Source organism: Lysobacter capsici (assembly GCF_014779555.2).
Classification (GTDB): Bacteria; Pseudomonadota; Gammaproteobacteria; order Xanthomonadales; family Xanthomonadaceae; genus Lysobacter; species Lysobacter capsici.
Genome location: NZ_CP094357.1, coordinates 5,756,792 through 5,782,277, shown reverse-complemented (window position 1 = coordinate 5,782,277; position 25,486 = coordinate 5,756,792). Strand labels below are relative to the sequence as shown.

The window sequence follows — 25,486 nt, the reverse complement described above, 5'->3', positions numbered from 1 at the left end:
GTTTGGCCTGGGCACGGAGAAAGGCCTCAATCGCCGTCTTTGCCTTTGCTGTTCCCCCCTTTGAAAAAGGGGGGCAGGGGGGATTTGCTCTCAGCCACGTATCCGCTCGGAAACGATCCAATAAATCGCTTCCATGACCGCGGCGGTCTCCGTCAACACCTGCCGATTGTCGAACCGCACAACCTTGAGCCCAAGCGACTCAAGCGCCAAAGTGCGGCGCGCATCCGCCGCAAGCCCTTCCTCGCTCAGGTGCTGCGAACCGTCGACCTCGATCACCAGTCCGGCGGCGGGCGCGAAGAAATCCACGACATACGTCAGCAGCGGCTTCTGCCGATAGAACGGCACGTTCAAGATCTGTTTGCGGCGCAGCAGGAACCAAAGCCGCGCCTCCGCCGCACTCATGCCGCCGCGCAGATCGCGAGAACGGTATTTGAGACTTTGTGCATACGGGGGCATACCCGCATTTCACCCACCTTCACCCATCGTCCAATAGCGGGCCACACCCCCGCTGGTCGTAAGATTCCCCTGACAGCAAGTCCGGCCCACGCATGACGTCCGCCGCCGCAACACCCGCCGCAACGCAGTACCCGAGGTCCCCCATGCCGACCCTGCTGATCGCCGACGACCACCCGCTGTTCCGCGAAGCCCTGCGCGGCGCGGTCGCGCGGGTGCTGCCGGATGCGGCCCTGCGCGAAGCCGACAGCGTCGATGCGCTGTACGCCCTGGTCGAGGCCGAATCCGACGCCGACCTGCTGCTGCTCGATCTCAACATGCCCGGCGCGCAAGGCTTCAGCGCGCTGGTGCATCTGCGCGCGCTGCATCCGCAGCTGCCGATCGTGGTGGTGTCCGCGCGCGAGGAACCGGCGACGATGCGCCGCGCGCTCGATCACGGCGCGGTCGGTTTCATCCCCAAGTCCGCCGATGCGGTGACCCTGGGCGAGGCCCTGACCACCGTGCTCGACGGCGATCGCTGGGCGCCCGCCGCCGCGTTCGCGGCGCCCGCCGCCAATGCCGAGGAACACGACGCCGCGCAGCGCTTGCGCGACCTCACCCCGCAGCAGTTCCGGGTGCTGCAGATGCTCGGCTCGGGCCTGTTGAACAAGCAGATCGGCTACGAACTGGGCGTGTCGGAAGCGACGGTCAAGGCCCACGTCACCGCGATCTTGCGCAAGCTCGGCGCCAACAATCGCACCCAGGCGGTGCTGATCGCCGGCCGCCTGGCGCTCGATCCGGGCGCGATCGTGCCGCCGCCCGAAGAAGCGGACTAAGGCCGCGGCCCCCGCACGCGCCGCGGTCGGCCGCGATTCGCCGGCAGGGCCCGGCATGCCCGGCGCAAGCGCTGCATTACACCCTTAGTTGAACCGCCGCATCGCCTGCGCATACGCGCGGTCGATCTGCATGCGCCGACGCTGCGCCTGCGCGCGCGCGTCCGCGCTCAGTTGGGCGATGCGTTCGGGCAGGTGTTCGGCGCGTTTGCTTTGATGCGCGGCGTCGATGGTCGCGCGGTCGGCGTTCGCGGGCACGCCGAGCACTTCGTGCCACGGCCGCTCGCCGTCGGCCGAAGTCGACGATTCGTTGTCGCGACCGCTCAGCAACGGCCACACCACAGCGACCAGCCAATAGCCCAGCGCCACGCCGCCGACGATCACCAGCACTTCGGTCGAGGTCATCGCAATTGCTCCAGTCGTTGTTTCGCGCCCAGCAGGCGCGCGTCGTCGCCATGAAAATCGATCGCCATGTCGGCGCGCTCGGCGATGGCGTCGGCCAGTTGCCGGCGCTCGTCCGCGGGCAGCAGGCGCCGCGCCGCGTCGATGGCGTTGCCGTGCAGGCCGCGCCGCGCGCACAGGCGACGCACCACGTTGAGCGCATGCGGCGGGCAGCACAGCAGTTCGAACGACAGCGACAAGGCTTGTCGACTGCTCAGCTCCAGCACGCGCCGATAACGCCAGATGCGCAGGCCCATCGCCAGCACGGTGGCGTAGATCGACACCGCCAGCGCCAGCATCGCCAGCGGATGCGGAAACCGCCACAGCAGCAGCGGCAGCGCGACCAGCAGCAAGATCCACAGCAACCGGCAGGCCGCGCCGAAGCCGTGCAATGCCTGGAGGAAATGATCCAGCCCCGCCCAGTGCTCGGCGGGTGATTGCGCCGGATCGCCGAGCCAGCCGCAGCGCCACAGCGGCGCCGCGGGCCGCAGCGGATCGGGCAGATACAGATAGCGGCCGCGCCACTGCGTGTTCGAACCGGTCGACGCGCGCCAGTCACGGCCGTGCCGCACCACGACGATTTCGTCGTAGTGCAGCAGCATCAGCGCGTCTTGCAGATAAAACCCGATCACGCCGAGCACCAGCAGCAGCTCGACCGGCGCCAGATTCATTCCTGCGCGTCGTCTTTCGGCTTGTCTTTGTTGCGGCCGAACAGCTTGCCGATCGCGGTGCCGACGGCGACGAAGCCGACCAGCACCAGCTTCCAGGCCTTGACCAGGAACAGACCGATCGCGGCGAACACGCCCTTCTTGCTCGCCACCGCGGCCGCGCCGCCGGTGATCAGCGCGGCCAGGCCGAATTCGGCGACGTGATCGCCGGGCTTGAACTCGCTGTACTTCTCGCCGTCGTTGAACGAATAGCCCGGCACCAGTTGCTTGAACTGGCCGATCGCGCCGTCCAGATCGGTCTGGTCGGCGACCAGGATCACCTCGGTGACGCCGTGGCGGCCGAGCAGGCGGGTGTTGTAGTTGGCGAACTTCTCGGTCGAACCTTCGCTGGAGGCGAGCACGGCCCATTCGAGGTTGTGGGTGGACTTGTCGTACTGGGGCTTGAAGCTCCAGCCCTCGATCTTCATGGTTTCCCAGCCGCGCTTGCGGCGTTCCTCGTTGCCTTCCTCGGTGCCTTCGCGGATCGAGTCAAGGATCGCGTCGGCATCGAGCGACTCTTCGTCCTTCACATAGCCGATATCGCTGTAGTGGAAGAACGAAAACCAGTTCATGTCCTTCGGCGCGAGGGTGTACTCGTCGGTGCCGGTGGGCGGGTTGTGCAGGATTTCGTTGAGCTTGCGCGTGCTCGCGGCATCCAGGAACGCGTAACCCTCGGGTACGCGGATGCTGGCCTTGTCGGCGATCTTGCCGTTGGTCGGTCCGACCTGCCAGGCCAGATTGGCCAGCGCATCGGCGCCGGTGTCCTGGGCGGCGGCGGGCGCGAGGGTGCCGACCAGCGCGAGCGCGGTCAGGACGGAAAGCAGGCGCTTCCGCATGAGGTATCCCCTTGTTCGATTCGATGACGTCTGTGATGAGACGCTGGCGGACGTTCCCCACGCCCGGCCCGCTATCGCGTCCTTGGATAGGTGCGGGCCCGGCAAGCTTAGTGTGTCGGGCATCACGTAAGCAACGAAGTTTTATTCAGTGCGCCGCCGCCGCGGACGGCGGCCCGGGCGGCCGCATCAGCGCCGGGTTTCAGGCGCGCGGGTTCGACCGCTGCGCGGCCAGGAATGCCCGTAACGAGGCCGGTTTGATCGGCTTGGTCAGCACCCGGCAACCGTGTTCGCGCGCGGCATGCTTGAGCGCGTCGCTGCCGTCGCCGGTCAACAGCGCGGCCGGCAGCGCGGCGCCGATGCGTTCGCGCAGCACGTCGATGGTCGCCAGGCCGTCGAGACGGTCGTGCAGGTGGTAGTCGACCAGGGCCACGTCGGGCGATTGATCGAGCAGGGCCAGCGCATCGTCCACGGTCGCCGCCAGCAGCGCGGTCGCGCCCCAGCGATCGAGCAGGGCGCGCATGCCGTCGAGGATTTCGCGGTCGTTGTCGATGCACAGCACGCGCAGCCCGGCCAGCGAATCGCCGAGCGTCGGCGACGCGGTTTCCGGCGGCGGCAGTTCGCGCAGCGGTTCGCCCAGCGGCACCGCGATCGAGAACACACTGCCGCGGCCGATCTGCGAACGCACCCGTAGCGGATGATCCAGGGTGCGCGAGATGCGCTGGCAGATCGACAGGCCCAGGCCCAGGCCGCGTTCGCCGCCGCTGCCGGGTTGGTCGAAGCGGCGGAACTCGTCGAAGATCTGTTCCAGGTGATGCTCGGGAATGCCCGGGCCGGTGTCCCATACCTGCAATTCGATCTGGCGCGAATGCGGACGCGCGCGCGCCGCCATCAGCACGCCGCCTTCGCGGGTGTAGCGCAGCGCGTTGGCGAGGAAGTTCTGCAGCGCGCGGCGCAGCAGGCGGCGGTCGCTGCGGATCGACAGCGGCATCGACGGCACCCGCACGCGCAGGTGCAGGCCGCGGCCGGCGGCGCTGGGCGCGTACTGCGCGGCGAGTTCGCGCAGCAGTTCGCCCGCGTCGAGGTCGTCGAGTTCCGGACGCAGCGCGCCGGCGTCCAGGCGCGAGATGTCGAGCAGGCCGTCGAGCAAGTCTTCGGCCGCGCGCAACGAGGCATCGACGCGTTCGGCCAGGCGGCGTTGCTCGTGGGCATCGTCGCTTTCGCGCAGCGCGGTGGTGAACAGGCGCGCGGCGTTGAGCGGTTGCAGCACGTCGTGGCTGACCGCGGCGAGAAAGCGGGTCTTGGACTGCTGCGCCGATTCGGCTTCCTGGGTGCGTTGTTCGACCCGCTGTTCGAGGTTTTCGTTGGCTTCGCGCAATGCTTGTTCGGCGCGTTTGTAATCGGTGACGTCGCTGTAGCTGGTCACGTAGCCGCCGCCGATCAGCGGCCGCCCGACCATCTCGATCACCTGGCCGTTGGCGCGCACGCGCTCGAACACGTGCGGCGCGCCCGCGCGCAGATGGGCGAGGCGGCGGCGCACGATTTCGTCGATGCGGGTTTCGTCGAGGCTGTAATCGTCGTCCGGACCGGGGCCCATTTCGCCGCGCTCGGCGTTCCAGCGGATCAGATCGCTGACCGGACGGCCGACGTAAAGCATCCCGTCGGGGTAGTCGAACAACTCCTGATAGCGGCGGTTCCACGCGACCAGGCGCATCGCCGGATCGACCACGCTGACGCCCTGGCTGATGTTTTCCAGCGTGGTCGACAGCACCTGACGATTGAAGCGCAGTTCCTGGTTGGCTTCGTCGAGCAGCGCGACCACTTCGCCCAGTTCCATGCCCGAACCGCGCAGCGCGCTGGTCAGGGTCAGGCGCGCGGAGGCCGCGCCGATCGCCGCGGCGAGCAGGCGTTCGGTGAATTGCGCCAGGGCGCGGTCGGCCGGTTGTTCGGGCTGCCATTCGCGGCCTTGCTGGTGCGCGTAATCCTCGAACGCGCGGCGCGCGTGACGCTCGCCGACGATGCGTTCGGCCAGCGCCAGCAGTTCGCCGCCGCGCACGCTGCCGGCCCAGCCGCCCGGGCCGAGCGCGGGACGGCGCACGTACGGGTCGAGGAACGGCGCGGCCAGCAGCTGATCCTGCAGACGCGGGCGTTGCCGCACCGAGACGAACAGGAACGCGCCGATATTCACCAGCAGCGACCAGAACGTGCCGTGGGTCAGCGCATCCCAGCCGACCAGGCCGAACAACTGCTCGGGCCGCAGCCAGGCGATCGCGAGCGGGCCGGTCGCGAGCCAGTCGTCGCCGATCCAGCCGCCGCGCGCGAGCGCCGGCAGCAGCAAGGTGTAGGTCCACACCACGGTGCCGGCGAACAGGCCGGTGAACGCGCCGGATCGGCTCGCGCCGCGCCAGTACAGGCCGCCGATCAGCGCCGGCGCGAACTGCGCGACCGCGGCGAAGGCGAGCAGGCCGTGCTGGGCCAGACCGTTCGCGCCGAGCGAACCGCGGTGATAGGTGTAGGCCATCAACGCGAGCAGCACGATGGTGACCCGGCGCACCCACAGCACCTGGCGATCGATGCCGGGGCTTTGATGCGGCGCGCCTTCGTGCAGCGCGCCGGTGCGCAGCAACAAGGGCATGACCAGGTCGTTGCTGACCATGGTCGACAGCGCCACCGACGACACGATGACCATGCCGGTCGCGGCCGAAAATCCGCCGATGTAGACCATCAGCGCCAGCGCGCGCTGGTCGAACTGCAATGGCAGCGCGAGCACGTAGGTGTCGGGCGATACGCCGCTGCCGCCGAGCACGGCCTGGCCGGTCAGGGTGATCGGCACCACCAGCAGGCTGATCAGAATCAGATAGCCGCCGAACAGCCAGCGCGCCGAACGCAGGTCGTTGGGGTCCTGGCATTCGACCACGGCGACGTGGAACTGGCGCGGCAGGCACACGATCGCGGTGAACGCGAGCAAGGTCTGGGTGATGAAGCCGGCCGGCAGGCCCGGTTGCATGACCACGCGCGCGGCCTGTTCGACGCGTTCGGGGTAGCTGCCCAGGCCGGGCAGGTGGATCAGCGCGAACACGCCGATGGCGACGAACGCGACCAGCTTGACCAGCGACTCCAGCGCGACCGCCAGGACCATGCCGTGATGGTGTTCGGTCGCATCGACCTGGCGGGTGCCGAACAGGATCGCGAACACCGCCAGCATCATCGCCACGTAGAACGCCGGATCGGCGAGCAGGCCGCTGTCGGACGGCACCCCGGCCAGCACTTCCACGCTCATCGCCACGGCCTTGAACTGCAGCGCGACGTAGGGCACCGCGGCGGTCAGCGCGACGGTGGCGACCAATGCGGCCAGGCCCGGCGCGCGGCCGTAGCGCGAGGACAGAAAGTCGGCGATCGAGACGATGCGCTGTTCGCCGGAGATCAGCACCAGGCGTTCGAGGATGCGCCAGCCGAAGGCCAGCATCAGCAGCGGGCCCAGATAAATCGGCAGGAAGCCCAGCCCGGTGCGCGCGGCGGTGCCGACCGCGCCGTAGAAGGTCCACGAGGAGCAATACACCGCGAGCGCGAGCGAATAGACCGCGGTGCGCAGCCAGCGCGCGCGCGGCGTGCGTTCGCGCTGGTCGCCGTAGTAGGCGACCGCGAACAGCAGGCCGACGTAACCGGCCGATACCAGCAGCAGGATCCAGCCTGGGATCAAGGGCGCGGATTCGCGAGGACGAGTGGCGTCGAGTGTACGGCCTCGGCGATTGGCTCGGGTTTGGGTGGGGGTTCGACTTTGGATGCAGGCGCGGCCCTCACCCCAACCCCTCTCCCGCTAGCGGGAGAGGGGCTTTTGCTTCTTCCTTCTCCCGCTTGCGGGAGAAGGTGCCCGCAGGGCGGATGAGGGCACACAGGCCCGCGCGCAGCCGTTTGCTGCCCCGCGCCATCGGCCACAGCCTCGCCTGAACATCGCACACGCCCCGCACAATCGCGCTGAGCGGCCGATCAAGCTTCCGCACCGTCGCCGCGCGGAACCCACTGCGGTCACGGTTTGCCCGGCGGGCATTTGCCAGTGTCGGCCGCGCGCGCAGAACCCTCGGCTCTCGCGCGCATCAACTCAAACCCAAACCTCGGCGCAGCCATCGCCACGCCCGTTGTCGCCGCAGATGCGGCGCGCGGACGCGCGCGCGTTTGTTCGATGGCCGGTCGCCGTCTCGATCCCAGGAGGGAACAGCGAATGAACCATGGACCGTCGAAGTTGTTGCTGCCCGCGCTGCTGGCCAGCGCACTGTGTCTGGCGCTGCCGGCCACCGCCGTCGCGCAGACCGAACCGGGCGCGCCCGCGCCGTTGAAGATCGCCGATCAGCGCAGCATCGATCTGCAACTGGGCGAGCAGCCCGGTCGGGTCGGTCGCGCCGGCGTCGATGCCGGCCGCAAGCAGGTCGAGATCCGCACCCCGGATGCGTCTTTCATCAAGGTGCATTTCGATCATTTCTCGCTGCCGGCGGGCGTGACCCTGGAAGTCGCCAGCCCCGATGGCCGCGAGGTCTACCGCTACAGCGCGCAGCAGCTCGATCCGCACACCGTCGCCGCCGATCTCGGTCAGGACGGCAAGACCAGCTTCTCGGCGATGTCGATCTCCGGCCCGGTCGCGGTGCTGCGTCTGGTCGGCACCGCGCGCGAACCGTGGCGCGCCGGCCATGGGGTGAAGGTGTCGCGTTATCTGGAAGGCTATCCGGAGGACATGCTGCCGCAGTTGCAGAACGAAGGGCTGCTGGGCACCCAGGTCGGCGGCAAGTCGATCTGCGGCACCGACAACAAGCAGGCCGCGGCCTGCTATGCGACCAGCGACACCCAGGCGTTCAACGGCTCCAAGCCGGTCGCGCGCGCGGTCATGAGCGGCGGCAGCCTGTGCACCGCGTGGCGGGTGAGTTCGAGCAACCGCATGTTCACCAACAACCATTGCATCAGCACCGCCGCGGGCGTGGCCGGCGCGGAGTTCTGGTTCAACTACCAGCGCAGCACCTGCACCGGCGCGCAGGCGACGGTGACCAAGGTCGCGGGCGACCAGATGCTCAAGACCGACACCACCCTGGATTACACGCTGTTCACGGTGAAGAACTTCGCCAACATTTCCAGCTTCGGTTTTCTCGGCCTGGATCCGCGCGCGGCGGTGGCCAATGAAGGCATCTTCATCGCCGGCCATCCCGGCGGGCGGATGAAGGAGCTCAGCGTCGCCGACACCCAGAACAGCGGCGGCAAGTGCCGCGTCGATGCGCCGAGCGTGACCGGCAACGCGGCCAACAGCGATGTCGGCTACTACTGCGACACCGAGGGCGGCAGCTCGGGTTCGCCGGTGCTCGCGCGTTCCAGCGGCAAGGTGCTGGCGCTGCACCACTTCGGCGGCTGTTTCAATTCGGGCGCGAAGATTTCGCTGATCTGGCCGCAGGTGTCTACGTACTTTGGCGGTGTGATTCCCTGAGTTCGTAGTTGGTCTTGTAGTTGCGCAACGACAAGCCCGCCGATTGGCGGGCTTGTTGTTTGGGGGCGCGAAGGCGAAGTCGCTGGATCCCCGCGTTCGCGGGGATGACGGTCTTGAGGGGATGTTTGGATTTTTGGTGGTGTTGCTTCGGAGAATTACGAAGCACGAAGCACGAAGCACGAAGCAAAAGGCAGAAGGCAGAAGGCAAGGCACGCAACTCACGACGCACGAGTATGTCGGCTTCCCAGGCTCGTCATTCCCGCGAACGCGGGAATCCAGCGACTTTCATCGCAGGATCACGAAAAAGCAGCAGGTGTTTGCCTTTTTCTCTACATGCACGCTAAAAGCGAATCCCCCGCGCGGCCGTTTCGAACCGACTTCGAACTCGCGACGGGCGCTCGCCCCCTTTTTCAAAGTGGGCATGGTCGGCGCGCGTGTCCGGCCCCGAGCCCGCCATTGCCGTTGCTTTTCCCCCCTTTGGAAAAGGGGGGGGGCAGGGGGGATTCGCTTTTGCTCTGCGCTCATCAAAGGCAAATCCCCCGCGCGGTCGTTTCGATCCGACTTCGAACTCGCGCCGGCCGCTCGCCCCCTTTTTCAAAGTGGGCATGATTGGCGCGCATGTTCGCTTCGCCATGCGGGTGTCTTCGCATCGGTCCTGAGCGCATCGATCCTCAGCAAAAACCTTCGCGCAAAAGAAAACCCGCCATGTAGGCGGGTTCGCTTCTGAAGGCGCTGGATCCCCGCTTTCGCGGGGATGACGCCTTGGCAAAGCCGTTCGCGCCATGCGCGAACGGGCCAAGACGTCACTTGATCTTGCCTTCCTTGTAGATCACGTGCTTGCGGACGACGGGGTCGTACTTCTTGACCTCCATCTTCGCCGGGGTGTTCTTCTTGTTCTTGTCGGTCGTGTAGAAGTGACCGGTGTTCGCCGTCGAGATCAGGCGGATCTTGTCGCGCTTGGAAGCCATGGTTCGATCCTCCTCAGATCTTTTCGCCGCGTGCGCGGAGTTCGGCGAGGACGGAATCGATACCGTTCTTGTCGATGGTGCGCAGGGCATTGGCGGAAACACGCAGCTTCACCCAACGGTTCTCACTGGCGACCCAGAAGCGGCGCTCGTGCAGGTTGGGCATGAAACGGCGGCGGGTCTTGTTCATGGCATGCGAGACGTTGTTGCCGGTCGTCGTTCGCTTGCCCGTTACTTGGCATACGCGGGACATTACGCACCTCGAAAGGAGTCTTGCTTCCCTTGGCCAGGGAGGCGGCGGCCCCGGCACCGCGCTCTTTCGAAGGCAGGCACCGCGCGATACAGGTAAGGAATTCACGCCGCACGTGGCGGTCCGGAATCGCGCTTCCGGGGCCGCCCGGTGATGCCCCTAAGAGCAGCCGGACGCAGCGAGCCGCGAATTATGCCGGTAAATCCAAGCCGGAACAAGCACTTGGCGATCACGACTCGGAACGGTCGGCGGGGAGGGCGCGATATTCTCCCAGGCAGGCCGCGAACCCTTATCCAGTCCCGGCATCCACTCGCGCCCTTGCAAGGAGATCCACATGAGCCGTCGCACTGCATCCTGCGATTGCGGCCAGTTAAGCCTGACCTGCGAAGGCGAGCCGGTGCGGGTTTCGGTCTGCCATTGCCTGTGTTGCCGCCGCCGCACCGGCAGCGCGTTCGGCTGGCAGGCGCGGTTTCCGCGCGAGGCGGTGACCATCACGGGCGAGTCGCGCGAATACGTGCGACGAGGCGATAGCGGCAGTTCGGCCCGGTTCGGCTTCTGCCCGAACTGCGGCTCGACCGTCTACTGGCGGGCCGAAGGGCTGGAGGCGTTCGTCACGGTCGCGGTCGGCGCCTTCGCCGAGCCGGACTTCCCGCCGCCGGGGGTATCGGTCTACGACGGCCGGCGCTCGCGCTGGATCCAGATGCCGCAAGGCTGCGAGATCATCGACTGATCCGGCCGGCGCCCGGCCCGCGCCTCAGTGGCTGGCGCGGTCGCGGTGCCAGCCGCGGTGCTTGATGTCCAGGTACAGGCTGTAGGCGGCGGTGAAGGCCGGGAACAGGTTCTGGATCACCCCGACCGAGTCCTGCTTCTGCGAAAACACGAAGTAACTCAGGGTCATGACGCTGCCGACCAGGCTCATGTACCAGAACGCGCGCGGGATCACCGGCTTGCCCTGGCGCTTGCTGGCGATGAACTGGACCAGCCAGCGGCCGCCGAACATCAGCGCGCCGACCAGGCCGATCAGCTTCCACGGCGACATGTGCAGGCCGGTCCAGGTCAGCCACTCGATCGGCGAATTCATGAAGTCCATGGCGGCGACCTCAGCGTTCGACGATCTGGGTCAGCTTGCCGCGGCGGATCAGCCAGGCCACCCCGCGCAGATCGCTGATGCCGACCAGGGCACGGTTGAGGTTGTTGTACTTGGACACGCCGGTGCTGCGCTGGCGGTGATTGACCGGCACGCTCAGTGTCTTCCATCCGGCGCGCTGCATCAGCGCCGGCAGATAGCGGTGCATGTGGTCGAAGTAGGGCAGTTCCAGGAACGCGGCGCGTTCGAACAGCTTGATGCCGCAGCCGGTGTCGGGGGTGTCGTCGCGCAGCATGCGGCGGCGGATCGCATTGGCCCATTTCGAGGCCCAGCGCTTGCTGCCCGAGTCCTGGCGGTTGACCCGCCAGCCGGCGAACAGGCGCACGTCGCTGGCCGATTCGGCGCGCTTGGCCAGCAGCTTGGGGATGTCGGCCGGGTCGTTCTGGCCATCGCCGTCGAGGGTCGCGATCCAGGCGCCGCGCGCGGCCTTGACCCCGTTGCGCACCGCGGTGCTCTGGCCGCTCTGGGTCACGTGGTGCAGCACGCGCAACTCGGGCACGCCGGCCTTGAGCGCTTCGAGTGCCGCCAGGGTGCCATCGCGCGAATGGTCGTCCACATAGACGATCTCGAAATCGGTCACCCCGCGCAGCGCGGTGACGATTTCCTGGATCAGGGGCGCGACGTTGTCCTGTTCGTTGAACACAGGCACGACGACGGAGAGGTGTGGGGATTGAGTCATCGATGGGGTTCGCGAGGAATGCGGGTATTTCAGCCCGGGGCTTGGTCAGCGTGGAGTGATGGACAGGCCGGCGCGGCGCATCCGGGGCAGTGGCGGCACAGGGTTCGCGGGCGAGGTTCGGTCGCCGCCGGCGAAAAACACCGGCAGCTTAAGCCGCGGCCGCGCTGACGTGAACGGCCGGGGCTCCGGCGTTCGGCCAGCGATCATGAAGGCGCGGGTGTTGGGCGTGATCGCCGACGGCGTGGATTGTCGGTGCCCGAGGGCATGCGACGGCGTCGGCGGGCGGGGTTCGGGGCGGGATACTTCGCTGTAATGGTCGCGAATGTCAGGCATCGTCGCCGAAATAGTCGCGGCACCACGCGACCACCCGCGGCAAGCCCTGTTCGATCGCGGTCGTCGGCTCGAACCCTAACGCGGCCTGGGCGCGCGAGGTGTCGGCCATGGTTTCGATCATGTCGCCGGGCTGCATCGGCTTGTAGATCTTTTCGGCCGGGCGGCCGGCGGCGTCGGCGATGACCTGGATGAAGCGTTCCAGCTCGACCGGGGTGTGGTTGCCCAGGTTGAACACCCGGTGCGGCGGTTCCTGTTCGGGCGGATGGTCCAAGGCGCCGATCACCCCGGCGACGATGTCGTCGATGTAGGTGAAGTCGCGGCGCATCTTGCCGTGGTTGAACACGTCGATCGGGCGGCCGGCGAGCACCGCGCGCGAGAACAGCAACGGCGCCATGTCCGGCCGGCCCCAGGGGCCGTAGACGGTGAAGAAGCGCAGACCGGTCGAACGCAGGCCGTACAAGTGCGCGTAGGTGTGCGCCATCAGTTCGTTGGCGGCCTTGGTCGCCGCGTACAGCGAGCGCGGCTGGTCGATGCGCTGGTCTTCCGAGAACGGCGGTTTGGCCGAGTCGCCGTACACCGACGAGGAACTGGCATAGGCCAGATGCTGCACGCCGCGATGGCGGCACAGCTCGAGCAGGTTGACGAAGCCGACCAGGTTGCTGTCGACATAGGCATGCGGGTTGCTCAGCGAATAGCGCACGCCGGCCTGCGCGGCCAGGTGGACGACCCGGTCGAAGGCGAATTCGTCGAACAGCGCGGCCAGGCCGTCGCGGTCGCCCAGGTCGAGCGCGCGGATGTCCACGTCCGCGCATAGCGCCTGCACGCGATCGCGCTTGAGCTGGGGGTCGTAGTAATCGTTGTAGTTGTCGAGACCGACGACATCGCGACCCTGCGCGCGCAGGGCGCGGCAGACGTTCGCGCCGATGAAGCCGGCCGCGCCGGTGACTAGCAGGGTCATGCGAGGGGACGCTGGCTGAGGATGCGCAAAGTGTCGCTCAGTTCGATTGCATTGGCTGCATCGATCCACGGATGCGCGCTCCGCGGGGAGCGCGAGGATCGGGGCGGGAACAGGGGTTCGCGGCGCTGTCTCCGGACCACAACCGGTCGAGCGGGTCGACCCGTTGCGGATGCGCACGGTCCTGAGGCTGGGGCAATGTCGCCGGGTCGCGGCGACGGTCCGCGTAATGCGTCCGTCGCCGCTCGACCGGTTTACCGCATGCCCATTACGGCATGCCGATCCGGCGCGTGCCGATTTACTGCACCGCGACCTGGCGCGCCAGGCCGAAGGCTTCGTCCAGCTGCTCGGCGGTGGCCGCATCGATCCAGGTGTAGATCCGCACCTTGCTCTTGGGCTTGTCGCCCGGCAGGTTGACCAGCGCTTCGCGCGAATAGGGACGCGCGTTGTTGACGGTCTGCTTCTTGAACCACTGCACCTGCTGGCTGCCCACCGTGCCCTTCTCGGCGCGCGCCTTCTTGTTCGGCTTGAAAGTGCGATTGCCCAGGTAGACGCCGAAGCCGCTGCCCGAGCCCAGGCTGGACGGCAGCTCCAGGTAGCAGATCGTGTAGTTCGCGCCCTGGCGCTGGCTCCACTTCAACTCCGGATTCTTCAGTTCCGGGCAGGACCCGGTCTGCGCCGAAGCCATAACCGGTGCCAGCATCAATGCGGCGGCGGCCAACCATTTCATGTGCAATCTCCTTATCGGTGGTGTGGATCGTTTGCGGCGACGACGTTTCGCGCCCGGCCGGAGCAAGCCCGGCAGGCGCAGTAACGAGATCGAATGCGACAGTTTAGTGGAATATCCCCAGGCACCCGGGCGGGACGTCACAGGACGGCTCCGGGCGACCCGCGCAGGGCGGGCGACGACAGGCTAGTGCGGATCAGTCGAGCCGGTGCTCTGGACTTGGGGCGAAGGCGGCCGATCGCAGCGCGTCGGGGCTGACGTCGCGCTCTCGAACGGCCTGGCCGTCATGCCAACACTTGCCGCGACGAAACAGGCGATCGCCGCGCGAGGTACGGATGGGGCTCCGGTCGCGACGCGCTCGTCCCGGCCGCATCGGAGCCTCGGGCGGACTCAGTCGACCGCTTTGCCGCGCAGCTTTTCCAGCACGCCTTCCAGCGAATCCAGATCGCTGTAATGGATCACCAGCCGGCCCTTGCCGGCGCGGCCGTGCAGGACGTTGACCTTGGTGTTCAGCGATTCGGACAGTTCGCGCTCGAGCGTGGCGATGTCGGCCTGCGGCTTGGCCTTGGCCGGCTTGGGCTTGCCGGCGACCGGGATCTTGCCGGCGGCCAGCTGCTGCACCCGATGCTCGACTTCGCGCACCGACCAGCCGGCCTCGGCGGCCTGGCGCGCGACCGCGATCGCGGCCTGCGGCGCCAAGGTCAGCAATGCGCGCGCATGGCCCATTTCCAGCGCGCGGGTTTCCACCAGCACCCGGATTTCGGCCGGCAGTTCCAGCAGGCGCAGCAGGTTGGACACCGCCGCGCGCGACCGGCCGACCGCTTCGGCGGCCTGGGCGTGGGTCAGGTCGAATTCGTCGATCAGGCGGCTGAGCGCCTGCGCTTCTTCCAGCGGGTTGAGGTCCTCGCGCTGGATGTTCTCGATCAGCGCCATCGCGACCACGGTGCGGTCGTCGACTTCGCGGATCACCACCGGGATCGTGCTCAGCCCGGCCAGTCGCGAGGCGCGCCAGCGGCGTTCGCCGGCGATGATTTCGTAGGTCTTGCCGCCGCGCTCGCCGATCTCGCGCACCACGATGGGCTGGATCACGCCCTGGGCCTTGATCGATTCGGCCAGCTCGGCCAGCTTGGCTTCGTCCCAGTGCTTGCGCGGCTGGTACTTGCCCGCGCTCAGCGAATCGACCGGCAGGTTGCGCAGCAGGTCGCCGGGCTGGGCCTCGACCAGGGCCGGCGCCTCGGCGGCGGCCTTCGGGCCAAGCAGGGCTTCCAGGCCGCGGCCCAGGCCGCGCTTCTTGGCGGGATTGCTCATGCCGCGGTCTCCGCGCTGGCGGGGCGCGCGCCGGCCTTGGCGGCCTGGTCGCGTTCGCGCTGGCGGCGCAGCACTTCGCCGGCCAGGCCCATGTAGGCGATGCCGCCGCGGCTGGCCTTGTCGTAGCCGACGATGCTCTGGCCGTAGCTCGGCGCTTCGGCCAGGCGCACGTTGCGCGGCACGATGGTGCGGAACACGCGGTCGCCGAAGTGGGTGGTCAGGTCGGCCGACACGGCGTTGGCGAGGTTGTTGCGCACGTCGAACATGGTGCGCAGCACGCCTTCGATTTCCAGTGAAGGATTGAGGTTGGCCTTGAGCGCCTCGATCGTGTCGACCAGCGCGCTCAGGCCTTCCAGGGCGTAGTACTCGCACTGCATCGGCACGATGATCGAGTCGGCCGCGGTCAGCGCGTTCAAGGTCAGCAGCGACAGCGCCGGCGGGCAGTCGATCAGGATGAAGTCGTAGCTGCCGCGCAGCGGCGCCAGCGCGCGCTTGAGCCGCTGCTCGCGCTCGTCCTGGTTCATCAGGCTGATTTCGGCCGCGGTCAGGTCGATGTTGCCGGGCAGCAGGTCGAAATCCTCCTGCGTGCGCACGATCGTCGCGGCCGCGTCGGCCTCGCCGAGCAGCACGTCGCACACCGAATTCTCCAGCTGGCGCTTGTCGATGCCGCTGCCCATGGTCGCGTTGCCCTGCGGGTCCAGGTCGACGAGCAGCACCTTCTTGGGCGTACGTGCGAGCGCGGCGGCCAGATTGACCGCGGTGGTGGTCTTGCCGACCCCGCCCTTCTGGTTGGCGACGGCGATGATGCGGGCCATGCGGCTCGTCCCCTGCTGTTCGGTGTGATGACGAAAGAAAGCGGACGGCGCCTGGCGCCGGCCGGACTGGGGATTATGCCCGCGCCGGCTGCCCCGCGCTTGCGCGAGGGGCGGCGGGCCGTCAAGACGCCCGGCGACAGACGCTCGGGCGGGCCGGCGTATGGTACTCGCCCGGCGCGAACGCCCCGCTCAGCCTTCGCCGCGGCGGCCGACGGTCACCATGTGGCGCTCGCCGACCAGCCCGGGCACCTGCAGCGCTTCGACCGCGCGCACTTCCCAGCCGTCCGGCAGCGCGGCGATTTCCTCGTCCGGGCGCTGGCCCTTCATCGCCAGCAGCACCCCGCCGGGCTTGAGCAGGTGGCCGCCGAGTTCGAGGATCAGCGGCAAGGTCGCCAGGGCGCGCGCGGTGATGGCATCGAAGGCGCCGGGTTCGGCGAACGCCTCGATCCGCGATTCGGCCACGCGCGCGTCCTTCAGGCCGAGCTGGCGCAATGCTTCGCGCATGAAGCGCGCCTTCTTGCCGTTGCTCTCGACCAGGGTCACGCGCAGGCCGGGTTTGACGATCGCCAGCGGAATGCCGGGCAGGCCGGCGCCGGTGCCCAGGTCGGCCAGGGCGCCGCCGCGCTGCGCCAGGCCGTCGACGTAGCGGTGCATGGCCAGCGAATCGAGCAGGTGCTTGCCGACCATCTCGTGCGGGTCGCGCACGGCGGTGAGGTTGTAGGTGCGGTTCCAGCGCGCGAGCAGGGCCAGGTAGTCCAGCAGCGGCGCGGCCAGGGCCGGGTCGAGCGCGAGCGCGGACAGGCCGGATTCGAGATCGGCGCGCAGCGCGGGCGGCAGGGAAATGGGGGCGTTCATTCGGGGATTATCGCCGATCGCGTGGGGGCGATTGGTTGGGGCGGGATGGATGGCGGGTGCGTAGCGGCGCGACGCGGCGTTTGATTCGGTGCGGGTTGCAAGCGTCGTGATGTCGTTTGCGTCGTCGTCGCGGTTTCGCGGTCGCGGCTTGCGCCGCTCCTACAGGGAGGCACCGGGGTTTTCGTGCGGGCGCCATGCCAGCGCGCCCAGGTAGCCCGGCTCGGGCGCGATTTCGCTCAGTCGCCATTGCGCCGGCTTGCCCAGGGCCGGGTCGCATTCGATCAGGCGCAAGGCGCCGTCGTGTTCGGCGAAACGCAGTTTCTCCAGGCCGAACGACAGCCCGTGCCCGTGCGCCTTGAGCACCGCTTCCTTGGCGCACCACAGGCGCAGGAAGGCGCGGTCCAGGTCGGGATGCGCGGCCAGCCATGCGGTTTCGGCGGCGGTGAAGTAGCGCTGTGCGATCTGGATCGCGCGCGGCCGGCGCTGCAATCGCTCCAGATCGACCCCGACCCGCGCCCGCGGCGCCAGCGCGACCAGCAGGCGCTCGCCGCTGTGGCTCCAGTTGCAGTCGTAGTCCTGGTGCGGCGGGCTCAGGTGCGGGCGCTGGCGTTCGTCACGCCACAGCGACAGGTCCGGATCGCGCAGCTGCGCGGCCAGCCAGCGCCGCGCTTCGGGTTCGGCCGGTTGCCCGTGCGCATGCGCCAAGCCGGTCCAGCGCACCGCGCCATCGTCGGATTCGTGGATCGCATCGGCGGAGAAAGGTGAACGGCCGGACAGGGACATGAACGAGCGATTCTTGGCGGGCGCCGGGCCGCTCAGCGTAAGCTAAACCCTTGGGGCGGGTTGGTTGATACGCGATCGGACCACGAACGTAGCGCGGGGGCGCGGCGTTCTGGGCAGCGCGCGCGGGCGCGGCGGCATCGGCCGTCAGCCTGCGATCAGCTGGACCGGAGCAAGTTGCGATACACGGCAAGCGGCCAGGGCCGCGGGATAAATACTTGATGTCAGCGGTTTTCGATCCGAGCCAGAACGCGCTCAGCCAGGATCTTGCCTCGCCCGAGGCCGACGTATTCGCCCTCGTGGCCGGCGCTTCGCGGCGCGCGCTCGCGTTCGGCGCCGACGGCATCGTCGAACGGGCCCGTTTCGAACGCGAAGTGCGCGCGCTGGCGGCCGCGCTGCCGCCGGCGCAGCACGCGGTGAACCTGTGCGAAAACCGTTATCGCTTCCTGGTCGCGCTGTGCGCGGTGGCCTTGCGCGGTCAGACCAATCTGCTGCCGTCCTCGCGCGCGCCGGCGGTGGTCGAGGATGTGTTGGCGCGCTATCCCGACAGTTACTGCATCGGCGACGAGGCGCTCGACCCGGCGCCGCCGCGCTATCTGCAATTGCCGCCCACGCTGGCCGAACAGGACGGCGAACCCTTGCAGGTCGATGCGCGGGCGCTGTTGGCGATCGGCTTCACCTCCGGCAGCACCGGCCAACCCAAGCCCAATCCGAAGACCTGGCAGGCGTTCCGCACCAGCACCGCGCAGAACCTGGCCGCGCTCGGCGATCTGCTGCGCGACGACGAGGTCACCTTTCTGGTCGCGACCGTGCCGCCGCAGCACATGTACGGCATGGAGATGTCGGTGCTGCTGCCCTTGCTCGGGCCGGTCGCGGTCCACGCGCAGCGCCCGTTTTTCCCCGGCGATGTCGCGCGCGCCTTGAGCGATGCGCCGACCCCGCCGCTGCTGGTGACCACGCCGGTGCATCTGCGCGCGCTGGTCGAATCCGGGATCGAACTGCCGGCGCTGGCCGGCATCGTCTCTGCGACCGCGCCGTTGCCGGCCGAACTGGCGCAGCTGGCCGAAGCGCGCTACCGCTGCGAAGTGCGCGAAGTGTTCGGTTCCACCGAAACCTGCGTGTTCGCGCGCCGCCGCACCGCCCGCGAAAGCGCGTGGACGCCGTTGCCCGGCGTGCGCGTATGCCCGCAACCCGACGGCACCGCGATTCACGCCCCGCACCTGCCCGAACCGGTGGTGCTGGCCGATCTGATGGAAGTCGAGGCCGACGGCCGTTTCGTGCTGCGCGGACGCAGCGCGGATCTGCTGGAAATCGCCGGCAAGCGCGCCTCGCTCGGCGATCTGACCCGCAAGCTGCTGGCGATCGACGGCGTCGTCGACGGCGTGGTGTTCCAGCTCGATGCCGCCGACGCCTTTGGCGTGCGCCGCATCGCCGCGCTGGTGGTCGCGCCGACGCTGAGCGAGCCGCAAATCCTCCACGCGCTGCGCCAGAGCATCGATCCGGTGTTCCTGCCGCGGCCGTTGCGGCGGGTGAATGCATTGCCGCGCAACGAAACCGGCAAGCTGCCGCGGCATGCGCTCGAAGCGATGCTGCACGCCGACACCGACTCCAGCGTCGAGTAAGACGACGCGGCGGATTTTTGCCGGCCGGGTTCTTCACCCAATCGTCTCTTCGCGGCGTCGTAGTCGCTGCGTAGCCGTCGCATCACGGAAGCAAACGTCTGGTCACGGGTTGTGTGAAGCCGTTGTGCGTGTCCGCGCAGGCCTTGTGCGTACGCCTGCGAATCGTGACTGATTCATCCTGCGATGCATCGCGCAATCCCGGGTTTTTCTTACGCTGTCGTCACGCAGCGCGATCCAGACTGCGCTCGCCCTGTCAGGGCAAGACGACGCGCTTAACCGCGCAACGTTTCGACATCATCAGATTGCCAGGAGGACGCACATGCTCGGTATCATCATTTGGCTGGTCGTAGGCGGCGTCATCGGTTGGATCGCCAGCATGATCATGAGGACCGATGGTCAGCAGGGCGTGTTCCTCAACATCATCGTCGGCATCGTCGGCGCGTTCCTGGGCGGTTGGCTCGGCGGCGTGCTCGGCATCGGCGCGGGCACCATCAACAGCGGCAGTTTCAGCCTCGGCGGCTTGGTGCTGTCCTTGGTCGGCGCGGTCGTGCTGCTGGCGATCGTGAACCTGTTCCGCCGCGGCCGGGTGCGCTGAGCGCATCTTCGGTTTGCGTTGTTGAACGATTAGAAGCGAAAGGCCCGGCGATTGCCGGGCCTTTTGTGTTGCTGGGGTGGCGAAATCTTTCAAGGACGTCATTCACGCGAAAGCGGGCTCTGCTTTGCTTCCGCGAAGCGGAACATCCAGAGCCTTTAGCGCCATGTCTCCACGCCGTCATTCCCGCGAAGGCGGGAATCCAGAGACTTCAGCGTCATCTCTCCATAGCGTCATTCCCGCGAACGCGGGAATCCAGCGACTTTCGTGCGAGAGCGCCTGAAGTCACTGGATTCCCGCCTTCGCGGGAATGACGAGCAAAAGCAAAAACTTCAGGGCAAACGGCCCAATCCAGTTGAGCCCTATCAGCACGTCGCAAGCGTCAACACATAGCAAGCCTCAACCCGCCAACTCCACCCAAGCCGGCGCATGATCGCTCGGCCGGTCCCAGGTACGCGGCTCTCGGTCGATGCCCGCGGCCACGCAGCGGCCGCGCAGCGATTCGGAAATCAGGGTCAGGTCGATGCGCAGGCCCAGGTTGCGGCGGAAGCCGGCCTGGCGGTAATCCCACCACGAGAACTGGCCTTCTTCCTGATTGTGCAGTCGATAGGCGTCGTGCAGCCCGAGCGACAGCAAGCGCTGCAAGGCGTCGCGTTCGGCGGTCGAGGTCAGGATGTGGTCCTCGTTCCACACCGCCGGATCGTGGGTGTCGCGCGCTTCCGGGGCGATGTTGAAATCGCCGAGCACGATCAGGTCCGGATACTGGCGGATTTCCTGTTCGATCCACGCATGCACCGCGTCCAGCCAGCGCAGCTTGTAGGCGTATTTGTCGGTGCCCACATCCTGGCCGTTGACCACGTACAGGTTGACGATGCGCAGGCCGCCGACGGTGGCGGCGATGACGCGCTTTTGCTCGTCGTCGAACCCGGGGATGCCGATCTGCACGTCCTGCGCGTTCTCGCGCGAGACGATGGCGACGCCGTTGTAGGTCTTCTGCCCGGCGAACACGCTGCGATAACCGGCCGCGCTGAGCGCGGTATCGGGAAAGCGCGGGTCCTCGAGCTTGGTTTCCTGCAGCGCGACGATGTCCGGCGCGAACCCGGCCAGCCACTGTTCCAGGTGCGGCAGGCGCACGTTGAGGGAGTTGACGTTCCAGCTGACGATTTTCATGGGCGTGAGTGTAGCCGGCGCGGCGCGTTCATGGCGGGGACGCGGCGGGCGTTTTTGCCGGCGGACCTCCCGGCGCGCGGCACAGCAGCGTCCGCGCCTGCGCGACCTGCGGGTGGACGGGCACGCGATCGGGCGCGGATTTCAGGCCATCGTTCAACAGCGCGCAGGCGTCGCGGCCGTGCTCGTCGCGCGAGCGCAGGTCCGCTCCATGACGCACGAATGCGGCGATCAGGTCGAGGTCCATGCCGAATGCGATATCCGCTTCGGCCGCGGCCAGGCGCTGTCCGAGTTGTTCGGCGTGCCACAGCAACGCGTTCTGCGGCACCGGGCCGGCGCCGGGGTAAGGCGAGGCGTTGACGTCGACGCCGGCGGCGACGAACTGGTCCAGCGACCGCGCGTCGACCACGTACTGGAGCAACTGGTATTGCTGCCGCGCGGTGAAGCGGAAGCCGGCCTGGCGCCAGGTGCGCAGGCCGTCGATGCCCCAGGCGCGGAACACCTCGCCCAGGTCGTCGGCGCCGGTGTTGTTCGGGCAGTTTTCCGGTGAATCCCAACCGACGTCGTCGACCAGTTCGACCGCATCGGCGCGGCCGCCGGGCTGGTTGCGCCGCCACAGCTCCAGCCATTGCGGCAGGCGCGCGGGCTCGTTGCGATCGATCAGCACCGACAGCAGATAGCGCAGGGCCAGTTGCCGCTGCGCCAGGGTCGCGGCGCGATCGCCGGCCGCGGCCACGCCGGCGCCCAGGTGCATCAACGTGTCGGTCGATATCGGTTCGGCCGGCGCGTAGGCCGGGGCCGATTCGCCGCTGTCCAGATCGGCCAGCACGCAGAACACGCCGGGCACCGACAGCGGCAGGTTCTTCATGCTCGCGCCGAGCGCCGCTGGTTCGCGCTTGGTCGCGGCGTCGCGCAACAGCCGCTCGATCGCGTCGTGGCGCGCGGTTTGCAGTTGCCGCGCCGATTGCGCCGCCATCTGGGTAACGAGGTAGTGACCGCCGATGCCGAGCATCAGCCCGAGCGCCCAGCCCAGCAGCGCCGCGCCGATGCGACGCGCCAATACGCCGGTCACCAGGGCCGCGAACGCGCTGCCAGCGATGCACAACACGCTCATGAAACGTCGCTGGCCGGCGGGGTAGTCGGCGTCGGCGAGCAGTTCGAGCACGACCCAACTGCCGATCGCGACCACGATCAGGCACAGCGCGAAGATCTGCCTGCCGGTGAGTTTCAGCAGCGGCGCGGGTGCGGGCGGCGCGGGCGAGTTCATGGCTGCGGCGCCGGCTGCGTTGCTGCCTGCTGCGTCGCGTCGTCTGGCGTCGCGGCCGATTCGGCCTTTGCCTCGGCTTGCCGGAGCTTCGCGACCGAAGGCTTCGAACCGGCCGGACACAACGCGGCGCGGATGCGCGCGGCGGCCGCGCGACGTTGCGGCGCGTCCTTGATCGCGTCGCGCTGCGCTTCGGTCTGGTCGAAGCGTCGGCACGGCGATACGCCGGATACGGACAAGGTCGGATCGACGCTGGCCTTGGCCAGTGCTTCGACCAGGTCGGCCAATTCGCCCGGATTGGCGCTGCGATCCAGTCGCGCGGACAGCTCGTCGGCCTGCGCCGACAACGCTTCCTGGCCGAGGTAATGCTCGCTGCGGAGCAATTTCGCGAAGCTCGGGTCGGCGGCGAACAAGGCATCGAGCATGGCCTTGGAACGCACCGCGCGCAGGGCCGGGCGGTGCTGGTCGTCGGCGAAAACGAAGCCGGCCTGCATCCACATGCGCAGGCCTTCGTCGTGCCAGCGCCGGAACACCGGATCGGCCGGATCGCCGAGATCGCAGCCGCCGTAATCGCCTTTGTAAGCCGGAGCGGTCAGCGTCGCGGCCGCTGCATCGGGCTGCTCCAGGGTCGCTCGCCACAGCCGCGCCCAGGCCGGGAAGCGCGCGGTTTCCTCGCGATCGAGCAGGTAGCGCAGCACGGTCAGCAGCGCGGCCTGTTTCTCCGCGCGCGGCCAATCGCCTTCGACCACCGCGGTCGCGGCGGTGTGCAGGTCCTCGCTCGGCAGCGGCTTGCCGTAAGCGTGATCGTTGAACCACAGCCAGCGTTCGAAGGTGTAGGTGGCGCCGCCGCCGAGCCCGCACAGCGCGCGCGGCGCGCTGAAACCGCCCGGCAACGCGCGCAGCTGCGCGCGGATGCGCGCGCGATCGCCGCCGCGCACGGTCTGTTCGAACGCGGCGAACTGGGCCTTGTCGTGTTCGAACTGGCCGTAGCGGCGGCTGCCGACCAGTTCCATGCTCAGCGGCAACGCGATCACCGCCGCGATCGCGCCGAAGGCGAGGCCGGCCAGCGCCTGCAGCGGTTTGCGCATGTACGCGCCCCAGATCAGCACCGGCACCGGCAGCACCGCGGCCACCGCCAGGCTGGTCAGGAGCGCGTCGAGGTAGTCGAACACGCCGGCCTCGGCGGTGCCGTAGGTGCGCGTGATCCACAGCAGCCACAGCGCCGCGGCGATCGGATAGACCGCCAGCGAGTACCAGAACACGCGCCAGTCCGATCGCGCCGCGGGCGCGGGAGTTGGGCCCGGCGGGAGCGGCTGTTGTGAAAGCGGCTCGGGAGGAAGCGATTGTGGTGGAAGCGAGGGTGGGCCGGCCATGGCATGCGTCTCGTGCAGTGTCGGTGGCCGGGGTTGAGGCCGGCGGACGGATCATCGCATCGATTCGCCTGGATTTAAGCGTGGGGCTTTGGCTGTTGCCGGTCCGGCGGTTGAAAAAGGCAAAGCGGATTTAGCTGTTTTGTTTGGGCCGGTCCGTGTCGCAGCAAGATCAAGAGCAAAAGCAAATCCCCCGCATTCGCTGCGCGAATGCTGCCCCCTTTTTCAAAGTGGGCAAAAGCCGGATTCGCCGTGCTGCGTGGGCCGATGCGGGTCGGTTCGCGCGGCGGCTTTGTGGTGTGCATCCGCGTGGCATCGATCGGGCCGCTGCGGTGGATCGTCGCATCGCGCGCGGGCATCGCCACGCGCGCTCGATGCCGGCCGAACCGTGGTGATTATTTCGCCAGCCAGCGGATCATCTTGTCGATGGTGCCCTTGTACGGCGGCTTGAGCAGATCGCTGGCGACCAGCCGGCGCTGATGGAACACCGGCAGCAGCTTGCTGAAAGTGTCGAAGCCGTTGCGGCCGTGGATCGCGCCGATGCCGCTGGGGCCGATGCCGCCGAACGGCAGGTCGTGGACGCCGAAGTGCAGCAGGGTGTCGTTGACGGTGACGCCGCCGGACAGGGTGTTGGCGAGGATCTTCTCGATCTGCGCGCGGTCGTTGCCGAACGGATACAGCGCCAGCGGCCGGTCGAGCGCGTTGATGCGGGCGATGGCTTCATCGAGGGTGCGATAGGACAGCACCGGCAGGATCGGGCCGAAGATTTCGTGCTGCATGACCTGCGCGTCGGGATCGGGATCGATCACCAGCGCCGGCGGGAAGATGCGTTCGGCTTGACGCTGTTCGCGCAGAGCCGGATCGGCGAACGGTTCGATCACCTGCAGGCCGCGGTTGCGCGCGTCGTCCAGATAACCCGACAGGCGCGCGTACTGGCTGGCGTTGATGATGCGGGTGTAGTCCTGCGGCGCGTGCAGGTCGCCGTAGCGCTCGCGCAATTGCTTCTGCAGCGCGGCGACCAGTTCGTCGCGGCGCGCGGCGTCGACCAGCACATAGTCCACGCCGATGCAGGTCTGGCCGGCGTTGAACCACTTGCCGCTGGCGATGCGCGCGGCGGCCAGGTCGATCGGGTAGTCGGCGCAGATCAGCGCCGGCGCCTTGCCGCCCAGTTCCAGGGTCACCGGGGTCAGGTGCGGCGCGGCCGCGGCCATGACCTTGCGCCCGACCGCGGTCGAGCCGGTGAACAGCAGATGGTCGAACGGCAGCGCCGAGAACGCCGCGCCGACCTCCGCTCCGCCCAGCGCGACCGCGACGCGGTCTTCGGGGAATACGTCGGCCAGCAATTCGCGCAGGAACTGCGAGGTGCGCGGGGTGTGCTCGGACGGCTTGAGGAAGACGTGGTTGCCGGCGGCGATCGCCGAGACGACCGGCACCAGGGCCAGGTTCACCGGGTAATTCCACGGCGACAGGATGCCGACCACGCCGACCGGCTCGGGCCGGATTTCCGCGCGCGCCGGCCAGAAGCGCCAGCCGACCGAGGCGCCGCGCGGACGCGTCCAGCGGCGCAGGTGGCTGATCGCGTGGTCGATCTCGGCCAGGGTGATCATCGCTTCGGACAGCAGATTCTCGTGGCTGGAGCGGTGGCCGAAGTCGGCGCGGATCGCCGCGTCCATCTGCGGCACGCGGGCGCGGAACGCGTCGCGCAGGCGGATCAGGTCGGCGCGGCGCTGGGCCAGGTCGGGCTTGCGGGCCTGCCAGGCGGTGCGCAGGCGTTCGCGAGTCGCGGGCAGGTCGGTCACGGGCGTGTCGGCGAGGATGTCCATACGCCGCAGTGTAGTCGCCCGCGCCGCACGGAAGTGTGCCGGCGGTGGGGCGGCAGAGGTCAGGCGAGGGGGGCGCGGCGGCCGTTGTGCGGGCGGCGGGGCGGAGGCGGCCGTGCATGTCGCG

24 protein-coding genes are annotated in these 25,486 nt (G+C 68.3%); 5 read left to right on the top strand and 19 right to left on the bottom strand.

What is annotated here, in order from left to right:
- Positions 1-90: 90 nt before the first annotated feature.
- Entirely contained in the window at positions 91-456 is a 366-nt protein-coding gene (locus IEQ11_RS23785) for an endonuclease domain-containing protein (RefSeq protein ID WP_191822017.1), read from the bottom strand.
- A gap of 143 nt (positions 457-599) precedes the next feature.
- Between IEQ11_RS23785 and IEQ11_RS23780 the strand changes: the two genes are divergently transcribed.
- A complete protein-coding gene (locus IEQ11_RS23780; protein WP_036107931.1) occupies positions 600-1,268 on the top strand; it encodes a response regulator transcription factor in 669 nt (222 codons plus the stop codon).
- Between the two features lie 84 nt (positions 1,269-1,352).
- Here IEQ11_RS23780 and IEQ11_RS23775 read toward each other — a convergent pair whose 3' ends face one another.
- The 4 genes from IEQ11_RS23775 to IEQ11_RS23760 all read right to left on the bottom strand — a co-directional run bounded on the left by IEQ11_RS23775 (position 1,353) and on the right by IEQ11_RS23760 (position 6,946).
- Complete coding sequence (locus IEQ11_RS23775; protein ID WP_191822016.1) at positions 1,353-1,670, bottom strand: J domain-containing protein; 318 nt, start codon at positions 1,668-1,670, stop codon at positions 1,353-1,355.
- Positions 1,667-2,377, bottom strand: coding sequence for a hypothetical protein (locus tag IEQ11_RS23770; protein ID WP_191822015.1), 711 nt, complete (start codon positions 2,375-2,377; stop codon positions 1,667-1,669). Before IEQ11_RS23770 ends, IEQ11_RS23775 begins: the two co-directional genes overlap by 4 nt.
- Complete coding sequence (locus tag IEQ11_RS23765; protein WP_157754246.1) at positions 2,374-3,249, bottom strand: DUF2167 domain-containing protein; 876 nt, start codon at positions 3,247-3,249, stop codon at positions 2,374-2,376. The genes IEQ11_RS23770 and IEQ11_RS23765 overlap by 4 nt, the downstream gene beginning before the upstream one ends.
- A 199-nt stretch (positions 3,250-3,448) precedes the next feature.
- Complete coding sequence (locus tag IEQ11_RS23760) at positions 3,449-6,946, bottom strand: PAS domain-containing hybrid sensor histidine kinase/response regulator (protein WP_191822014.1); 3,498 nt, start codon at positions 6,944-6,946, stop codon at positions 3,449-3,451.
- Between the two features lie 519 nt (positions 6,947-7,465).
- Here IEQ11_RS23760 and IEQ11_RS23755 point away from each other — a divergent pair.
- Positions 7,466-8,710, top strand: coding sequence for a trypsin-like serine peptidase (locus IEQ11_RS23755; protein WP_096417076.1), 1,245 nt, complete (start codon positions 7,466-7,468; stop codon positions 8,708-8,710).
- Between the two features lie 803 nt (positions 8,711-9,513).
- Here IEQ11_RS23755 and rpmG read toward each other — a convergent pair.
- Positions 9,514-9,678: a 50S ribosomal protein L33 gene (gene rpmG, locus IEQ11_RS23750; protein WP_031370656.1), complete on the bottom strand. Its 165-nt coding sequence runs from the start codon at positions 9,676-9,678 to the stop codon at positions 9,514-9,516.
- A 13-nt stretch (positions 9,679-9,691) separates the two neighbouring features.
- A complete protein-coding gene (gene rpmB, locus IEQ11_RS23745; protein WP_036107951.1) occupies positions 9,692-9,928 on the bottom strand; it encodes a 50S ribosomal protein L28 in 237 nt (78 codons plus the stop codon).
- A 331-nt stretch (positions 9,929-10,259) separates the two neighbouring features.
- On the opposite strand from rpmB, the gene IEQ11_RS23740 reads away from it, so the two are divergent.
- Positions 10,260-10,655: a GFA family protein gene (locus IEQ11_RS23740; RefSeq protein WP_191822013.1), complete on the top strand. Its 396-nt coding sequence runs from the start codon at positions 10,260-10,262 to the stop codon at positions 10,653-10,655.
- A 24-nt stretch (positions 10,656-10,679) separates the two neighbouring features.
- On the opposite strand, the gene IEQ11_RS23735 is transcribed toward IEQ11_RS23740, so the two are convergent.
- The 8 genes from IEQ11_RS23735 to IEQ11_RS23700 form a co-directional block, all read right to left on the bottom strand.
- The gene (locus IEQ11_RS23735; RefSeq protein WP_036107957.1) at positions 10,680-11,015 is read right to left on the bottom strand and encodes a lipid-A-disaccharide synthase N-terminal domain-containing protein; all 336 of its coding nucleotides are present in this window, start codon (positions 11,013-11,015) and stop codon (positions 10,680-10,682) included.
- Between the two features lie 10 nt (positions 11,016-11,025).
- Entirely contained in the window at positions 11,026-11,751 is a 726-nt protein-coding gene (locus tag IEQ11_RS23730) for a glycosyltransferase family 2 protein (protein WP_046658280.1), read from the bottom strand.
- Positions 11,752-12,076: 325 nt separating this feature from the next.
- A complete protein-coding gene (locus IEQ11_RS23725) occupies positions 12,077-13,042 on the bottom strand; it encodes an NAD-dependent epimerase/dehydratase family protein (RefSeq protein ID WP_191822012.1) in 966 nt (321 codons plus the stop codon).
- Between the two features lie 295 nt (positions 13,043-13,337).
- A complete protein-coding gene (locus tag IEQ11_RS23720) occupies positions 13,338-13,769 on the bottom strand; it encodes a hypothetical protein (protein ID WP_036107968.1) in 432 nt (143 codons plus the stop codon).
- Positions 13,770-14,156: 387 nt separating this feature from the next.
- Positions 14,157-15,074, bottom strand: coding sequence for a ParB/RepB/Spo0J family partition protein (locus IEQ11_RS23715; RefSeq protein WP_036107971.1), 918 nt, complete (start codon positions 15,072-15,074; stop codon positions 14,157-14,159).
- Positions 15,071-15,889, bottom strand: coding sequence for a ParA family protein (locus IEQ11_RS23710; RefSeq protein WP_057922956.1), 819 nt, complete (start codon positions 15,887-15,889; stop codon positions 15,071-15,073). Before IEQ11_RS23710 ends, IEQ11_RS23715 begins: the two co-directional genes overlap by 4 nt.
- A gap of 189 nt (positions 15,890-16,078) precedes the next feature.
- Positions 16,079-16,744 (bottom strand): 16S rRNA (guanine(527)-N(7))-methyltransferase RsmG, encoded by a 666-nt coding sequence (gene rsmG / locus IEQ11_RS23705; RefSeq protein WP_191822011.1) that lies wholly within the window; start codon positions 16,742-16,744, stop codon positions 16,079-16,081.
- A gap of 159 nt (positions 16,745-16,903) precedes the next feature.
- Entirely contained in the window at positions 16,904-17,527 is a 624-nt protein-coding gene (locus IEQ11_RS23700; protein ID WP_191822010.1) for a 4'-phosphopantetheinyl transferase family protein, read from the bottom strand.
- Between the two features lie 218 nt (positions 17,528-17,745).
- Between IEQ11_RS23700 and IEQ11_RS23695 the strand changes: the two genes are divergently transcribed.
- Positions 17,746-19,146, top strand: a complete 1,401-nt coding sequence (locus IEQ11_RS23695) for an AMP-binding protein (RefSeq protein ID WP_191822009.1) — start codon at positions 17,746-17,748, stop codon at positions 19,144-19,146.
- A gap of 319 nt (positions 19,147-19,465) precedes the next feature.
- A complete protein-coding gene (locus IEQ11_RS23690; protein ID WP_036107986.1) occupies positions 19,466-19,741 on the top strand; it encodes a GlsB/YeaQ/YmgE family stress response membrane protein in 276 nt (91 codons plus the stop codon).
- A gap of 396 nt (positions 19,742-20,137) precedes the next feature.
- Here IEQ11_RS23690 and xth read toward each other — a convergent pair whose 3' ends face one another.
- The 4 genes from xth to IEQ11_RS23670 all read right to left on the bottom strand — a co-directional run bounded on the left by xth (position 20,138) and on the right by IEQ11_RS23670 (position 25,362).
- On the bottom strand, positions 20,138-20,908 hold the full coding sequence (gene xth / locus IEQ11_RS23685; protein WP_036107988.1) for an exodeoxyribonuclease III: 771 nt from the start codon (positions 20,906-20,908) through the stop codon (positions 20,138-20,140).
- A gap of 28 nt (positions 20,909-20,936) precedes the next feature.
- A complete protein-coding gene (locus IEQ11_RS23680; protein WP_191822008.1) occupies positions 20,937-22,172 on the bottom strand; it encodes a hypothetical protein in 1,236 nt (411 codons plus the stop codon).
- A complete protein-coding gene (locus IEQ11_RS23675) occupies positions 22,169-23,431 on the bottom strand; it encodes a hypothetical protein (protein ID WP_191822007.1) in 1,263 nt (420 codons plus the stop codon). Before IEQ11_RS23675 ends, IEQ11_RS23680 begins: the two co-directional genes overlap by 4 nt.
- Positions 23,432-23,934: 503 nt before the next feature.
- Positions 23,935-25,362, bottom strand: a complete 1,428-nt coding sequence (locus tag IEQ11_RS23670) for a coniferyl aldehyde dehydrogenase (RefSeq protein ID WP_191822005.1) — start codon at positions 25,360-25,362, stop codon at positions 23,935-23,937.
- Between the last annotated feature and the right edge of the window lie 124 nt (positions 25,363-25,486).

What these genes read in the sequence shown, in the direction of transcription:
- IEQ11_RS23765 (WP_157754246.1), bottom strand. Translation starts at nt 3,249, where the DNA reads ATGCGGAAGCGCCTGCTTTCCGTCCTGACCGCGCTCGCGCTGGTCGGC.
- IEQ11_RS23755 (WP_096417076.1), top strand. Translation starts at nt 7,466, where the DNA reads ATGAACCATGGACCGTCGAAGTTGTTGCTGCCCGCGCTGCTGGCCAGC.
- IEQ11_RS23710 (WP_057922956.1), bottom strand. Translation starts at nt 15,889, where the DNA reads ATGGCCCGCATCATCGCCGTCGCCAACCAGAAGGGCGGGGTCGGCAAG.
- IEQ11_RS23695 (WP_191822009.1), top strand. Translation starts at nt 17,746, where the DNA reads ATGTCAGCGGTTTTCGATCCGAGCCAGAACGCGCTCAGCCAGGATCTT.
- IEQ11_RS23735 (WP_036107957.1), bottom strand. Translation starts at nt 11,015, where the DNA reads ATGGACTTCATGAATTCGCCGATCGAGTGGCTGACCTGGACCGGCCTG.
- IEQ11_RS23740 (WP_191822013.1), top strand. Translation starts at nt 10,260, where the DNA reads ATGAGCCGTCGCACTGCATCCTGCGATTGCGGCCAGTTAAGCCTGACC.
- IEQ11_RS23670 (WP_191822005.1), bottom strand. Translation starts at nt 25,362, where the DNA reads ATGGACATCCTCGCCGACACGCCCGTGACCGACCTGCCCGCGACTCGC.
- IEQ11_RS23780 (WP_036107931.1), top strand. Translation starts at nt 600, where the DNA reads ATGCCGACCCTGCTGATCGCCGACGACCACCCGCTGTTCCGCGAAGCC.
- IEQ11_RS23785 (WP_191822017.1), bottom strand. Translation starts at nt 456, where the DNA reads ATGCCCCCGTATGCACAAAGTCTCAAATACCGTTCTCGCGATCTGCGC.
- rpmG (WP_031370656.1), bottom strand. Translation starts at nt 9,678, where the DNA reads ATGGCTTCCAAGCGCGACAAGATCCGCCTGATCTCGACGGCGAACACC.
- IEQ11_RS23775 (WP_191822016.1), bottom strand. Translation starts at nt 1,670, where the DNA reads ATGACCTCGACCGAAGTGCTGGTGATCGTCGGCGGCGTGGCGCTGGGC.
- IEQ11_RS23730 (WP_046658280.1), bottom strand. Translation starts at nt 11,751, where the DNA reads ATGACTCAATCCCCACACCTCTCCGTCGTCGTGCCTGTGTTCAACGAA.
- IEQ11_RS23690 (WP_036107986.1), top strand. Translation starts at nt 19,466, where the DNA reads ATGCTCGGTATCATCATTTGGCTGGTCGTAGGCGGCGTCATCGGTTGG.
- rpmB (WP_036107951.1), bottom strand. Translation starts at nt 9,928, where the DNA reads ATGTCCCGCGTATGCCAAGTAACGGGCAAGCGAACGACGACCGGCAAC.
- IEQ11_RS23680 (WP_191822008.1), bottom strand. Translation starts at nt 22,172, where the DNA reads ATGAACTCGCCCGCGCCGCCCGCACCCGCGCCGCTGCTGAAACTCACC.
- xth (WP_036107988.1), bottom strand. Translation starts at nt 20,908, where the DNA reads ATGAAAATCGTCAGCTGGAACGTCAACTCCCTCAACGTGCGCCTGCCG.
- IEQ11_RS23700 (WP_191822010.1), bottom strand. Translation starts at nt 17,527, where the DNA reads ATGTCCCTGTCCGGCCGTTCACCTTTCTCCGCCGATGCGATCCACGAA.
- IEQ11_RS23770 (WP_191822015.1), bottom strand. Translation starts at nt 2,377, where the DNA reads ATGAATCTGGCGCCGGTCGAGCTGCTGCTGGTGCTCGGCGTGATCGGG.
- IEQ11_RS23725 (WP_191822012.1), bottom strand. Translation starts at nt 13,042, where the DNA reads ATGACCCTGCTAGTCACCGGCGCGGCCGGCTTCATCGGCGCGAACGTC.
- rsmG (WP_191822011.1), bottom strand. Translation starts at nt 16,744, where the DNA reads ATGAACGCCCCCATTTCCCTGCCGCCCGCGCTGCGCGCCGATCTCGAA.
- IEQ11_RS23715 (WP_036107971.1), bottom strand. Translation starts at nt 15,074, where the DNA reads ATGAGCAATCCCGCCAAGAAGCGCGGCCTGGGCCGCGGCCTGGAAGCC.
- IEQ11_RS23720 (WP_036107968.1), bottom strand. Translation starts at nt 13,769, where the DNA reads ATGAAATGGTTGGCCGCCGCCGCATTGATGCTGGCACCGGTTATGGCT.